This window comes from Streptomyces griseiscabiei, assembly GCF_020010925.1.
Classification (GTDB): Bacteria; Actinomycetota; Actinomycetes; order Streptomycetales; family Streptomycetaceae; genus Streptomyces; species Streptomyces griseiscabiei.
In genome coordinates this window covers 580,076-592,672 of the sequence record NZ_JAGJBZ010000001.1, presented here as the reverse complement: position 1 = coordinate 592,672, position 12,597 = coordinate 580,076, and the positions used below count along the sequence as shown (strand labels likewise).

Annotated in this window: 13 protein-coding genes; 6 read left to right on the top strand and 7 right to left on the bottom strand. The window is 74.5% G+C overall.

What is annotated here, in order from left to right; all coding sequences use genetic code 11:
• Nucleotides 1–70: 70 nt before the first annotated feature.
• The 3 genes from J8M51_RS02520 (at nucleotide 71) to J8M51_RS02510 (ending at nucleotide 2,532) form a co-directional block, all read left to right on the top strand.
• The gene (locus J8M51_RS02520) at nucleotides 71–781 is read left to right on the top strand and encodes a FadR/GntR family transcriptional regulator (protein WP_216591464.1); all 711 of its coding nucleotides are present in this window, start codon (nucleotides 71–73) and stop codon (nucleotides 779–781) included.
• Between the two features lie 90 nt (nucleotides 782–871).
• On the top strand, nucleotides 872–1,564 hold the full coding sequence (locus J8M51_RS02515; RefSeq protein ID WP_256964934.1) for a hypothetical protein: 693 nt from the start codon (nucleotides 872–874) through the stop codon (nucleotides 1,562–1,564).
• A complete protein-coding gene (locus J8M51_RS02510; RefSeq protein WP_086756690.1) occupies nucleotides 1,561–2,532 on the top strand; it encodes a nucleotidyl transferase AbiEii/AbiGii toxin family protein in 972 nt (323 codons plus the stop codon). Before J8M51_RS02515 ends, J8M51_RS02510 begins: the two co-directional genes overlap by 4 nt.
• A 6-nt stretch (nucleotides 2,533–2,538) precedes the next feature.
• On the opposite strand, the gene J8M51_RS02505 is transcribed toward J8M51_RS02510, so the two are convergent.
• Nucleotides 2,539–3,633 (bottom strand): MerR family transcriptional regulator, encoded by a 1,095-nt coding sequence (locus J8M51_RS02505; protein ID WP_086756695.1) that lies wholly within the window; start codon nucleotides 3,631–3,633, stop codon nucleotides 2,539–2,541.
• A gap of 263 nt (nucleotides 3,634–3,896) precedes the next feature.
• Between J8M51_RS02505 and J8M51_RS02500 the strand changes: the two genes are divergently transcribed.
• From J8M51_RS02500 to J8M51_RS02490, 3 genes are all read left to right on the top strand, one after another.
• A complete protein-coding gene (locus J8M51_RS02500) occupies nucleotides 3,897–4,733 on the top strand; it encodes a DUF3152 domain-containing protein (protein ID WP_086756694.1) in 837 nt (278 codons plus the stop codon).
• Nucleotides 4,734–4,776: 43 nt separating this feature from the next.
• Nucleotides 4,777–5,685 (top strand): ATP-grasp domain-containing protein, encoded by a 909-nt coding sequence (locus J8M51_RS02495; protein ID WP_267298930.1) that lies wholly within the window; start codon nucleotides 4,777–4,779, stop codon nucleotides 5,683–5,685.
• A 128-nt stretch (nucleotides 5,686–5,813) separates the two neighbouring features.
• A complete protein-coding gene (locus J8M51_RS02490; protein ID WP_267298929.1) occupies nucleotides 5,814–8,354 on the top strand; it encodes a LuxR C-terminal-related transcriptional regulator in 2,541 nt (846 codons plus the stop codon).
• Here J8M51_RS02490 and J8M51_RS02485 read toward each other — a convergent pair.
• The 6 genes from J8M51_RS02485 to J8M51_RS02460 form a co-directional block, all read right to left on the bottom strand.
• On the bottom strand, nucleotides 8,332–8,772 hold the full coding sequence (locus tag J8M51_RS02485) for an ATP-binding protein (RefSeq protein ID WP_267298928.1): 441 nt from the start codon (nucleotides 8,770–8,772) through the stop codon (nucleotides 8,332–8,334). The genes J8M51_RS02490 and J8M51_RS02485 overlap by 23 nt on opposite strands.
• Complete coding sequence (locus J8M51_RS02480; protein ID WP_216591416.1) at nucleotides 8,769–9,689, bottom strand: MEDS domain-containing protein; 921 nt, start codon at nucleotides 9,687–9,689, stop codon at nucleotides 8,769–8,771. Before J8M51_RS02480 ends, J8M51_RS02485 begins: the two co-directional genes overlap by 4 nt.
• A gap of 335 nt (nucleotides 9,690–10,024) precedes the next feature.
• Complete coding sequence (locus J8M51_RS02475; RefSeq protein ID WP_398855404.1) at nucleotides 10,025–10,630, bottom strand: hypothetical protein; 606 nt, start codon at nucleotides 10,628–10,630, stop codon at nucleotides 10,025–10,027.
• Nucleotides 10,590–11,429, bottom strand: coding sequence for an FkbM family methyltransferase (locus J8M51_RS02470; RefSeq protein WP_267298926.1), 840 nt, complete (start codon nucleotides 11,427–11,429; stop codon nucleotides 10,590–10,592). Before J8M51_RS02470 ends, J8M51_RS02475 begins: the two co-directional genes overlap by 41 nt.
• Nucleotides 11,426–11,680 (bottom strand): Trm112 family protein, encoded by a 255-nt coding sequence (locus J8M51_RS02465; RefSeq protein WP_086764315.1) that lies wholly within the window; start codon nucleotides 11,678–11,680, stop codon nucleotides 11,426–11,428. Before J8M51_RS02465 ends, J8M51_RS02470 begins: the two co-directional genes overlap by 4 nt.
• Entirely contained in the window at nucleotides 11,677–12,594 is a 918-nt protein-coding gene (locus J8M51_RS02460) for a hypothetical protein (RefSeq protein ID WP_086764317.1), read from the bottom strand. The genes J8M51_RS02465 and J8M51_RS02460 overlap by 4 nt, the downstream gene beginning before the upstream one ends.
• Nucleotides 12,595–12,597: the final 3 nt, after the last annotated feature.

Here is a 12,597-nt window from a genome sequence, read left to right as displayed (position 1 = left end):
ACGCTCCCGATGAGCGGGCCGGACGCCGGACCGACGTGGCAGCCGGACGGCAGGACGTGAGGGGGGAACCGTGAGCGACGCCCTGCGCCCCATGGCCAAGCAGCGGCTCTACGAGCAGGTCCTCGACCGGCTGCGGCAGTACGTCACCGAGGGCGGGCTGAAGGCCGGGGACCGGCTGCCGCCCGAACGGGACCTGGCCCAGCGGCTGGGGGTCAGCCGCGCCTCGGTCAAGCAGGCCATCGTGGTGCTGGAGGTCCAGGGCCTGGTGGAGGCACGGCACGGCGGCGGTACCTATCTCGTCCGGGACAGCCTCGACGCCGAACCGGTCGAGGAGATGGTCGAACGGCGCCGGCGGCTGCCCGATGTGCTGGAGGCCCGCGAGGCGTTGGAGACGAAGCTCGCCGAACTGGCCGCCGAGCGCCGTACGGAGGACGACCTCACCGCGATGCGGGACGCCCTCGCGCACATGGCCGGGGAGATCGAGCGGGACGGGCACGGCATCGAGGGCGACCGGCTGTTCCACGCGGCGGTCACGGCCGCCGCGCACAGCAGTCTGCTCGCCGAGTTCATGCGCTCCATCGCCGACCAGATCGCCGAGAGCCGCACCGAGTCGCTGCGCCAGCCGGGCCGGCCCGACCGTTCCCTCGCCCAGCATCAGGCGATCCTCGACGCCATCGCCGCCGGACAGCCCAGGCAGGCGGCCACCGCGATGCGCCGCCATGTCCGTACGGTCGCCAAGGTCCGCCTGCTGGACTGGGACCCGGGCGACCCGCCCGCCTGACCCGCGCCCGCCCGACCCTCCGTCCGACCGGATCGCCCCGCCGCCGTTGTCAGTGGTGGTCGCTACAGTCGGCCTCCGGCGGACGGGCCGGTGGGCACGGGGGAATGCGGGGCGGCGGTGCGGGAGTTCGCGGGGGAGTTCGAGATCCATCTCACGGTGGCGCCGACGGCCGGGGCCGGGGACGCCACCGCGACCGGTGACGACGGCCGGATACGTCGCTGGGCCGGGCGCCACGGGGTGAAGTACACGCGGATCGTGCTCGACCGGGGCACGACCCCCGACCAGCCGATGCTGACCGTGCCCGGCGAGGGTGTCCTGTCGGCGCGGCGGGCGGCGGCGCGGAAGTGGGCCGCGCGGCTGGCCGGCGAGGGGTTCCGGGTCGCCCGGGTGAAGATCGAGGCGGCCCCCTGGAACGAGGACGTGCCCCGGACCGCCGCCGAGGCCCGCGCCCTCCCTCCCGGCTGCTACTTCGAGCACCACGTCAAGCTCGCCCTCGCCGACGACGCCGAGGTGGCCGCCGTGCGCTCCCTCGCCGGGCGGCACCGCGCCCATGTGTCGCGCAACGCCCGCCGTGCGCTGGGCGGGAGCGGCCACGAACGGTTCGTCACCCAGCGCTGCCGGGACGTCGGCCGCCCCGAGGCCCGGCGCCGTCTCGACGCCCTCCTCGACGCCCTCGCGGCGGCGGGGTTCGAGGCCGTCGAGGTGGAGGAGGAGTTCGTCGTGCACGACGACCGCCCGGCCCTGGACGACGGGTGGATCGACGAGGGGACGGACGTCCGGTGACCCGGGCCGGTGAGCCGTGGCGTGTCGCCCACCGGGCCGTGCTCGACCATCTGCTGCACCTCGTCGCCGACTCCCCTCTGGGGGCCGACCTGGTGCTGCGCGGGAGCATGGTCATGCCGGCCTGGGTGGGGGCCGGGGCACGGGAGCCCGCCGACCTCGACTGGATCGTGCCCCGGCCGCTGCTCGTCCCCGTGGACGCCGGGCACCCGTATCCGTACGTGGAGGGCCTGGAGGCCGTACAGCAGTGGCCGGAGGCGGCCGACGGGGCCGGGCGGTACGAGATCTGGAGGTTCGAGGAGTTCGACACCGGGGGCCGGCGGCCGGTGGTGCCGCCCGAGGGGCTGCACTGGATCACCGAGGCGGAACCGCAGGAGTGGCCGTCGCGCGAGGAGGTGCTCGACCTCGTGCGGGAACGCCCGGTGGCGGCGCCCGGTGTGGTGCTCGACCCGGACGCCGCGCGGCCCGACGACACCTGGACCTACACGGAGTACGAGACGCCCGGTGTCCGGCTGACCATCCCCTGGTCGGCGCAAGGCCTCCCGCCCGGCGAGGCGCGGATGGACTTCGCCCGTGACGAACCGCTCCCGGAGAACCCCGTGTGGACGGCGATCCCCCGCGCCGACGGCTCCGGCCGGACCGTCGTCCGCACCCCGGGCCCCGGACTCTCCCTCGCCTGGAAGCTCCTGTGGCTGCACGCGGACAGCGCCGCCGAGGACCGTGCCCGGGCCAAGGACCTCTACGACGCCGTCCTCCTCGCGGAGGCCGGGGCCACCCGGCTGTCCCCGCGGCTGCTGCGTGCCGTGTTCCGGGGCGAACCGGGCGGCACGGCCCCCGGCGACCCCCTGAGCGTGGACACGCTCGCCGTCTCCCCGGAGGCCTGGGCGGAGTTCCGCGCGGAACACCCCCGGGTGCGGGGCACGGCCGAGGAGTGGCTGAGGCGTCTGGCGCGCGCCCTGGCACTCCTGTGAGGGCGCCTACCGCGAGGGTGCGTCCTCCTTGCCCACCACCTCCGCCACCACACAGCTGACGTTGTCCGGGCCGCCCGCCGCGTTCGCCTCGGCGACCAGGGCGCGGACGGCGGCCTCGGGCGTCGGGGCGGTGGACAGGGTGTGCTGGACGGCCGGGTCGGGGACGACCGTGGACAGGCCGTCGGAGCAGAGGAGATAGCGATCGCCGGGGTGGGCGTCGTGCAGCCGCAGATCGGGGGTGGCGAGGGACTCGTCCGTGGTCAACGCCTTGAGGAGCAGGGCGGGTTGGGGGTGTGCGGTCGCCTCCTCGGGGGTCAGCCGGCCCTCGTCGATCAGTGACTGGACGACGGTGTGGTCGTGCGTGATCCGGAACAGCTCGCCGTCGCGCAGCAGATAGGCGCGCGAGTCGCCGATGTGCACGAGGGCGAGCCGGGAGCCGGTCCAGAGCAGCGCGGTCAGCGTGGTGCCGTCGTCGTCGCCCTCCACGGCGTCGCGTACGGCGGCGGTCGCGCCCCGCACCGCGTCCTCCAGCAGGTTCAGCACACTGCCCGCCGGGAGGGTGTCGTGCTCCTCCAGGGTCTTCAGCGCCTCCACGGCGGCACTGCTCGCGGGTGCCCCGGCCGGTCCGAAGCCGTCGGCGACCGCGAGGACGCGGGTGCCGGCGTAGGCGGTGTCCTGGTTGGCGGTGCGGACCAGGCCGGTGTCGGAGAGCGCGGCGTAACGGAGTTCCAGCATGTCGGTGTCCTCCTCGGACTTGGACTCGGATGTGTGGGTGAGGTGGTCCACGAGGAAGGCCGCCAGGTCGCGCCGGGCCGCCGTCTCGGCCTCGACGCCGGCCCAGTACGCCCGGATCTCCCGGGCCGCCGGACCCGGTTCCAGCGCGCACACCGTACGGATACGGGCGAGCGGCATGCCGAGCCGGCGCAGCCAGGCCACCAGCCGGGCCTGTTCCAACTGCTCGGCGGTGTAGTGGCGGTAACCGGTGTCCGGGTCGACCCGGGCGGGCCGCAGGAGATCCAGCTCGTCGTAGAGCCGCAGCGCCTTCGGTGACAGCCGGCTGGCCTTCGCGAAGGCGCCGATCGTCAGCGTCTTCCTTTTCATGTCCCTCTTCATGTCCCTCCCTCGTGCCGCTCTCGATGCTGGGGCTTCACCGAAGGGCAAGGTCAAGCGATCCGGTCCTTGCCGCGTCGATCATCCGTTATCGTTTCGTGACCGAGTCGGCCACATCCGATCACATACCGATCACACTCTGAAGGAACATGACCGCGCACAAGGCACCGCGACCCCGTACCCGCTCCCGCCGCCGGAGGAGGAAGGCGCCCGTGTCACGCGGCAGAGGGCCGCTGCTGGGCGGCCTCGGGGCCGTGGCGGTGGTCGGTGTCGCCGGGTTCGCCGCGGTGGGCTGGATAGGCGGCGGCACGGGCGAGTCGGCCGGTGAGGCGGGGGCCAGCGCGTCCGCCGAGCCCTCGCCCGAGCGGTCCCGGCGCTCACCGAGCGCGAGCGCCGGCGCCGGTGAGGGCGGTTCCGGCGACGGCCCGTCCTCCTCGCCCGGTTCCTCACCGGGCAAGTCGTCACCGGGCAAGTCGGCATCGGCGTCCGCGTCCGCGTCGCCCAGCGAGTCGGCGGTCACCATCCCCCGCACCGGGCCCGGCACGTTCACCACGGCCCCCGGTGGCAGCGGCAAGGTCGGCAAGGGCACGACGCCCCTGCGCTACCGGGTCGAGGTCGAGAAGGGGCTGGCGCTGTCGCCCGCCGAGGTCGCCGAGGAGGTGGAGGCGGTCCTCGCCGACCCCCGCGGCTGGACCACGGACGGCAAGTCGGCCTTCCAGCGGGTCTCCGGCGGCGCCACCGACTTCGTCGTCAAGCTCGCGACCCCCGGCACGGTCGACGAATTCTGCGGCCGGGTCGGGCTGAACACCCGCGGCGAGTACAACTGTCAGGCAGGCGACGACGTCATGGTCAACCTCGAACGCTGGGAACTGGCGACCCCCGTCTACGCCGACGACGTCGAGGACTACCGCGCCCTGATCATCAACCACGAGGTCGGCCACTTCCTCGGCCAGGGCCATGTCACCTGCCCCGGCGCGGGCAAGCCGGCCCCGGCGATGATGCAGCAGATCAAGGGCATGAAGGGCTGCGTCCCCAACGTCTGGCCGTACGACGACCGGGGCCGCCGCATCACGGGGCCGTCCGTACCCTGAGGGGACAGGCACAGGAACGGACCTACGAGATCGGAGCGCCCCCGTGGCCCTCACAGCCGCCCCCCGCCCCCGCACCGCCGCCCCGCGGACAGCCCTCGCCACCTACGACCCCGGGCCGGAGCCGCACCGCGACCGGGATCTGCCGGTGCTGGTGGAGGCGCTGCGGGACGCCGGGGCCGACGCGGCGGCCGTGCGCTGGGACGACCCGGCGGCCGACTGGGCCGGGTACGACCTCGTCGTCCTCCGCTCCACCTGGGACTACAGCTGGCGCGCGGCCGAGTTCGTGGCCTGGGCCGAGAAGGTGGGCGCGGTCACCCGGCTCGCCAACCCGGCCGACGTGGTGCGCTGGAACACCGACAAGCGCTACCTCGGGGAGCTGGCCCGGGCCGGGGTGCCCGCCGTGCCGACCGGCTATCTCGCGCCGGGCGACCCCGTGACGCTCCCCGAGGCGCACGAGTACGTCGTCAAGCCCACCTCCGGCGCGGGCGCCCGGTTCGCCGCGCGGTACACCCCCGGACAGCGGGAGACCGCCGTACGGCATGTCGAGCGGATGCACGGCGAGGGGTTCACCGCGATGGTGCAGCCGTTCGTGACCAGCATCGACACCGAGGGCGAGCGGGCCCTGCAGTTCTTCGGCGGCCGGCTGCTGCACGCGAGCCGCAAGGGCGCCGTGCTCGCGCCCGGCACCGCCTACGACGCCGACAAGACCGCCCACCCCGGCCTGGAGCCCTGGACCCCGACCGAGGCCGAACTCTCCGTCGCCGAAAGGGCGTTGGCCGCCGTACCCGGCCGGCCCGAGCTGCTGTACGCACGCGTCGACCTCGTCACCGGGGACGACGGACAGCCGTGCGTGATGGAGCTGGAACTCGTCGAGCCCAACCTCTTCCTCTGGCTCCACCCGGACTCGCTGCCCCATGTCGTCGACGCGATCCTGGCCGCCGCCACCCCCTGACCGCCGCCCCCGCCCGCAAGCCCGCCTCACCCGATGAGGCGGGAAATCCACGAAGCGCGCGTCCCGCCCGTGCCCGCTGCCTACCCTTCGGGGTTACAACAGCGCGTACGGGAACCACAACTGAGGGCGTGACCAGGATCGTGTGCGGATCGGAGTCGCGGCGCACGTCCGGTTTCCCGGCGGAGCTGACGAGCTTCGTGGGGCGACGGGACGAGGCGGCCGATGTCAGACGGTTGTTGTCGGCGGGCAGACTGCTGACGCTGACGGGACCCGGCGGGGTGGGCAAGACCCGGCTCGCCGGACATGTGGCGGGACAGGTCGCACGGGCGTTCCCGGACGGCGTGTGGCTCGTCCCGCTGGCCGCCCTGAGCGACGAGGCGTTCGTCCCGCACGCCGTGAACGACGCGCTCGGCGTCCGCAACGAGACCGTACGGCCCCCGCTGGAGATCCTCGTCGACCATCTGCGCGAGCGGCGGTTACTGATCGTCCTCGACAACTGCGAGCATCTGCCGCGCAGTTGCGCGGTCCTCGCCGAGGCCGTGCTGGCGGCCACCGAGGGCGTCCGCATCCTCGCCACCAGCAGACACCGGCTCGGGCTCGCCGGGGAACAGCTCTTCGAGGTGCCGCCGCTGCCCGCGCCCGCGCCGGAGGAGCTGAGCCCGTCCACGAGCGCGTCGGCGGTCGAGTCGTTCCCCGCGCTCAGGCTGTTCGCCGACCGGGCGGCGGCCGTGGTCCCCGGCTTCACCGTCGGCGAGGCCAACCAGCAGGCCGTGGCCCGGCTCTGCCGCCGCCTCGACGGGCTGCCGCTCGCCATCGAACTCGCGGCGGTCCGGGTGCGCGCCCTCGGCGTGGACCAGCTCGTCGAACGCCTCGACGACCGCTACCAGCTCCTCACCTGCGGCAGCCCCACCTCCGCGCCCCGCCACCGCACCCTGCGCTCCGCCGTCGACTGGAGCCATGAACTGTGCACCCCGCAGGAGCAGTTGGTGTGGGCGTGGCTGTCCGTGTTCGTCGGCGGCTTCGACCTGGCCGCCGCCGAGGCCGTCTGCGCCGGGGAGGACACCGGCACCGGGGAACGGATCGCCCCGTGCGCCGTGCTGGACGCCGTCGCCGGGCTCGTCGACAAGTCGGTGCTGGTCCGCGAGGAACACGCCGGCCAGGTCCGCTACCGGCTGCTGGTCTCCCTGCGCGACTACGGCCTGGAGAAACTGCACGACCTGGGCGGGGCCACCGAGACCCGGCGCCGCCACCGCGACCACTTCGCCCGGCTCGGCGCCGAGTACGAGCAGGCCTGGTTCGGCCCCGACCAGGCGGAGATCACCGAACGCATCCGGATCGACCAGGACAACTTCCGGGCCGCCCTCGACTTCTGCCTCACCACCCCCGGCGAGGCCCAGCACGGGCTGCGGCTGGCCGCCGGGCTGTGGTTCCACTGGGTCGCGGGCGGTATCTGGGGCGAGGGCCGGCACTGGATGGACGGCGCCCTGCTGGCCGGGGCCCGCCCCGACGCGGGACTGACCCGCGCCATGTGGGCGGGCGCCCTGACCTCCCTGGTGCACAGCCGCTCCGCCGCCGTGCTGGCCGGCCTCGACCCGGTCCGGACCGCCGCCGCCGCCGACGCGGAACTCCGGGTGCCCGCGCCCCCGCCCGTACCCGCCGGTGCCCTCGCCCCGGGCCGGGCCCGCGCCTCCACCGCCTTCGTCGTCCTCACCCGCGTCGAGCTGGCCTGCACCCTGGTCAGCCGGGGCCGGGCCGCCGAGGCGATCCCGCTCTGCGCCGAGGCCGTCGCCCTCTGCGAGGCCCACGGCGAACAGTGGGCCCGCTCCTGGGCGCTGCGCACCCTCGCCCTCGCCCACTGGTCGGCCGGGAGTCCCGCCCGCGCCGCCGAGCACGCCCGCGCCTGTCTGCGGCTGCCGTACACCGTGCGCCAGCACCAGAGCCTCGCCCGCACCCTCGATCTGCTCGCCGCCGCCGAGGCGCTGGCGGGCGACGCCGAGCGGGCCGGGGTGCTGCGCGGCGCCGTCGACCGTATCTGGCACGACATCGGCGGCAACCCCATGGACGACCGCCGGCCGGGCAGCCCCCGCGCCGCCGATCAGCACGCCCGGCGTGCGCTCGGCGACCAGGCCTACGCCCTCGCCCAGCGCCGGGGCGGCCGGCTGACCCCGGAGCAGGCGGTCGCGTACGCGCTGGGCGAGCCGGGGGAGGGCACGGCCTCCGGGGTGCGGACGGGCGGCCGGCGGGAGGCCCCGGCCCCGCGTACCGGCGGGCGGCGTACCGCCCCGGCCACCGCGCAGGAGGCGGAGGGCCGGCGCGGCGGCTCGCCCACCGGCGCGGCGGAAGGGGCCGCCCTGGCCAGGGACTTCCGGCACGTCCCCCCGGGCGCCCCGGACGGCTCCCTCCCGGCGGGCAGCGCGGCCCATGCCCCGGCCCCGGTGCGGAACCAGGCCCCCGTCACCGCCCCGGTCGTCGACCCGGTGCCGCTCACCCGCCGGGAACTCCAGGTCGCCGCCCTCGTCGCCCAGGGCCGCACCAACAAGCAGATCGCCGACCATCTGGTCATCGCCCGCCGCACCGCCGAGGGCCATGTCGAACGCATCCTCGTGAAGCTGGGTTTCCACAATCGCAGTCAGGTGGCGGCCTGGTTCAGCGCGCGGGCTGGGCTGTAGCGGGGAGGGGCATCGCCGGGGCCGGGAGTGTGCGCAGGGACGGGGGCAGCGGGGCCGACAGGGTGACCGTGGTGCCCCGGGGCGTGCGGTGGACGCCGATACGGCCGGGGATGCCGAGGCCGGCGATCAGCGACTCGGCGAGCCGCAGCCCGTGCCCGTCGTGGCGCCCCGCCGGGGGCACCGTCCCGTCGTACGCCACCTCGCACCGCAACTCGCCCTCCAGTACTCGGAGTTCGACGCCGCCCGAGCCGCTGCCGTGGATCACCGCGTGGGTGACGATCTCCGACGCGGCCTGAGTGAAAGCACCCCGGGCGGCGGTCGTGAGACCCGCCCGCAGCGCGGCCTCCTCGACCAGCGCGCGCACCAGGGGGAGTTCGGCGCAGCCGAACTCCGCCCGCAGCCGCAGCTCCTCGCTCACCCGGCCTCGCCCCCGTGCCCCTCGGCCTCCACGCTGACCAGCAGCTGCGGCACCTCGCCCGCGCCCAACTGCTCCAGCACCAGCCCCAGCAGCTCGCCACAGCGCACGGTGACCTCGCTCCCGGCCGGGAGCGACGCGGCGAGGCTGATGAGCTGCCAGGCGCAGTGGGCCTCCATGAAGCACAGGTCACGCAGGTCGAGGACGAAGTGGCTGGGCCCGGAGTCGCCCCGCCGCTCCAGCGCCTCGCGCAGCGCCTCGACGAACTCGGTCCGGGTGCTCAGCTCGGCCGTACCGGCGATCCGGCCGCCGTCCGGGGTCCCGGTGACCTCCAGCGAGTCGAGGCGCTCCATGACCCGCATCGGATGGACCTTCCCGACCCGGGCCGTCACCTCGTCGTCGAACCGCTGACGGTCGTACCAGCAGATCGCGGTGAACAGCGGGTCCGCGAACAGCGGTGCCACCGAGGCCTCGTAGTCGAGCAGCCGGTCGTGGCCGAGGTTCATCCGGGGCGCCCAGCTCATGTCGGCGGTGACCCGCAGCCCCGCCCAGCCCTCGTCGCAGGCCCGGTCGACCTCGGAGGCGTAGGTGTCGATCGTGCGCCGCTCCTCGAAGCGGCCGTCGGGGGCGTAGATCTCGGTGTTCCGCTTGAGCGACAGCTGGCCGCCGGCCCGCGCCGCCACGACCTGCCCGCTGCCCCGGTCCAGCAGCGCGACCACCTCGTCGTCGCTCAGGTCGTCCGGGTCCATGACCAGCAGGACCTTCTCCCCGCGCGCCAGACTCGTCCGGGTGTACGCGGTGAACACCTTCCACGGCGACTCCCCGGCGCCCTCGATGTCCGCCGGCCCCATACACGCGTGATCCCCCAGCCGCAGCCGCTCGACGGGCACGGTTCGCTCCGCGCGGTGCTGGGTCGTCATGGGACTGCCTTCCCGTGAGGATCAGGACTCAGGACGGACAGTAGGGCCAGCGGGGTCCGGGACGGCCGGATGATCGCCAATCTTCTACTTGGGCGCCTTTGGAGGGCATTTAGGAGCGGATGCTGAATCGACTGATCGATAGCGTGCGGGACCTGACAGCCTGCGACCGGATGCCGCTTTGTAGCCATGCGCGGGTCCGGTGGGGGCTGGTCGCGCAGTTCCCCGCGCCCCTTTGGCAGCCCGGGGTCACCCCGTGCTTTTGAGGGGCGCGGGGAACTGCGCGAGAAGCCCCCACCGGACCCGCACTCGCCCACCCACCCAGGACACCCGAGCTCCTAGGCGACCCTCTGCAACAACCCCCACGTGAACTCGGCGACACACTCCCGCACCACCCCCGCCCCGTCCGCCGCGGCGAACCGCAACCCCCACCGCGTCGGCGCCGACCCCTCCAAGGGCCGCGCCGGCGCGAACGCCCGCGCCACCTCGTCCACCGTGCAGGACCACGGCACCAGATCCTCCAGCGCACGCAACTCGGGACCGGCCGCCCCCGGCGTCCGCACCAGCCACTCGTTCCACACGGCCCCGTTCGGCGCGAGCAGCACCTCGAAGCGGAGGTCGGCCCAGAGCGGGACCGGCCACAGCCATGCCGCGCACTCCAGGTCGCCGATCCTCCGCGTGGTGACCGACTCCGGCGCCCCGAGGACCGACCGGTACCGGGAGGCCGACCCCCGGCCCCGGGGCGAGCGCACCATCGCCTGCCACCGCCGGTTCGCCTCCCGCATCTGCGCGATCGAGACGCCCAGCTCACGCCGGGCGTCCTCGACCAGCTCCGGATTGTGGTCGGCCATCCGGCGCAGCAGGACGAGCTGGAAGTCGAGCGGGGTGAAGGGACCGGAGGGCCTATCGGGACCCGGGCGTTTCGCGGAGGACATGCGGTCCATCGTCGCGTACGGCGCCGGAGGCGGGGGCCGGCTCACCCGGGCGGCGCCCGTCCGGCAGGAACAGCACCGAGTTGACGTACCGGGCCCCGCCGAACGGCAGGACGCGCCGCAGCAGCCCCTGGGAGGCCAGATGAGCCGTACGCGCCTGGTGGGCCTCCAGGGCGGCCGGGACGAGGGGCAGCCAGGTCGCGGAGGGCAGGACCCAGCCGGCGTAGCCGAGGCCGGCCAGGTGGTCGACGACCGGGGTGATCGGCTGGATACGGGCCTCCAGTTCGACGAAGAGGGCCGGGCGGTCTCGGGCCAGGACGCCGGCCGCACCCCGCAGCACGGCCAGCTCGTTGCCGTCCACGTCGATCTTGACGAACCCGACGTCGGTCAGGCCCAGGCCGTCGAGGGTGACACAGTCGACGTCCAGCGCCCGGCCGTGGACGTCGCGGCGGACCAGGGAGGACAGCCCCCGTCCGCCGTCGTCGCCCGGCGGCAGCCAGAGGCGGGCCGTGCCCGGCCGGTCGGAGGCGGCGGCCTGGACGACCCGGACGTTGGCGGGGGCCGAGGAGGCGAGCAGCCGGGCCAGCCGGGGCACCGGCTCCACGGTCACCACCCGCCCGGCCCGTCTCGCCAGCCGCCGGGTCCAGGGGCCGTACCAGCCGCCGACGTCCACGGCCGTACCGCACCCCGGCGGGCACAGCTCGTCGAGGCGGGTCAGCTCGGGTTCGAAGCGCGGGTAGACGAACCGGGCGGTCGCGGCGACCAGCCGGTCCGGCAGGAGCGGCGCGAGCCGGGCGGCGAGTGTGGTCATGAGCCCAACCTCCGGAGCAGTGCCTCGTGTTCGTCCTCCGTCACCTGCTCGCCCGACGACGGCAGCAGCTGCGGGATGCCGTCGACGATCGGGTAACGGCGGTGCAGCCGGGGGTTGTAGAGCGACTCCGGCGCGGGGGCCGTTGCGTCGGCAGTGGTGTCGGGGCGCTCCTCCTCATGCACCACCAGGTGCAGCGGGCCCTTGTCCAGCGGGCACGCCAGGATCTGGAGCAACGGGTCATCGGGGTTCATGGAGGAGTCAACTCCTTGGCCGTGGACGGAGATTGAGGGGCCGGCGGCGCGGGACTGTCGTGCTTGGGCATGCTCAGCAGCACGGCGACCGCGAGCACCGTGCCCGACAGCCGCAGCGTCAGCCGCAGCGGATCGTCGGGCAGTGACTCGCCGAACGACAGCGTGCCGAGTACCGCCGTGAACAGGGAGGTCACCGTCGTACAGACCGGCACGATCAGTGAGGCCCGGCAGCGCTGCAGCGCCGCCTGCGACATCACCAGACCGAACGCGCCGGTGAACAGCAGGAGATACGGGTACGGGGAGCGCAGCAGCCCGACCACCGCGTCCCCGAAACCACTGGTGGTCAGATAGCTCGACACCCCCTTGATCGCGAGCGAGCTGACGCCGTACAGCAGGCCCACGGCCACGCCGTACTCCACCCCGGTGGTCGGCAGCCGGTGCCGGTGCCGGGCGCGCCGCTCGGCGGACCGGTACAGCCCGACCCCGGCCGCCAGCGCGGGCAGGCAGATCGTCAGGACCAGCGCGTACGGCGCCCCGCCGCTGACCGTGTCGGTGTTCTCGTCCAGCGACAGCACCACCATCAGCAGCGCGGCGAGGATGGCCCCGAGCGCGTACCGCTCCCGGCCGGTGGTCTCCTCGCCGAGCAGCCGCGCGGACAGCAGGACGAGCAGGACCAGCCCGGAGACGAAGATGCCCTGGGCGGCGGCGATCGGCAGCGTCCGGTACACCGCCAGCTGGGCGGCGAACCCGGCGGCCAGCGACAGCGAGCCCGCGATCCACAGCGGGCTGCCGACGACCTGCCGCAGCAGCTTCAACGGCTCGCGGACCGACACCTGCGGCATCGCGGTGAGGGCCCGTTTCTCCAGGACGAACCCGGTGCTGTACAGCGCGTTCGCCAGCAGTGCCGCGGCCACTCC

What these genes read in the sequence shown, in the direction of transcription:
- J8M51_RS02480 (WP_216591416.1), bottom strand. Translation starts at nt 9,689, where the DNA reads ATGACGACCCAGCACCGCGCGGAGCGAACCGTGCCCGTCGAGCGGCTG.
- J8M51_RS02505 (WP_086756695.1), bottom strand. Translation starts at nt 3,633, where the DNA reads ATGAAAAGGAAGACGCTGACGATCGGCGCCTTCGCGAAGGCCAGCCGG.
- J8M51_RS02470 (WP_267298926.1), bottom strand. Translation starts at nt 11,429, where the DNA reads ATGACCACACTCGCCGCCCGGCTCGCGCCGCTCCTGCCGGACCGGCTG.
- J8M51_RS02475 (WP_398855404.1), bottom strand. Translation starts at nt 10,630, where the DNA reads ATGGACCGCATGTCCTCCGCGAAACGCCCGGGTCCCGATAGGCCCTCC.
- J8M51_RS02465 (WP_086764315.1), bottom strand. Translation starts at nt 11,680, where the DNA reads ATGAACCCCGATGACCCGTTGCTCCAGATCCTGGCGTGCCCGCTGGAC.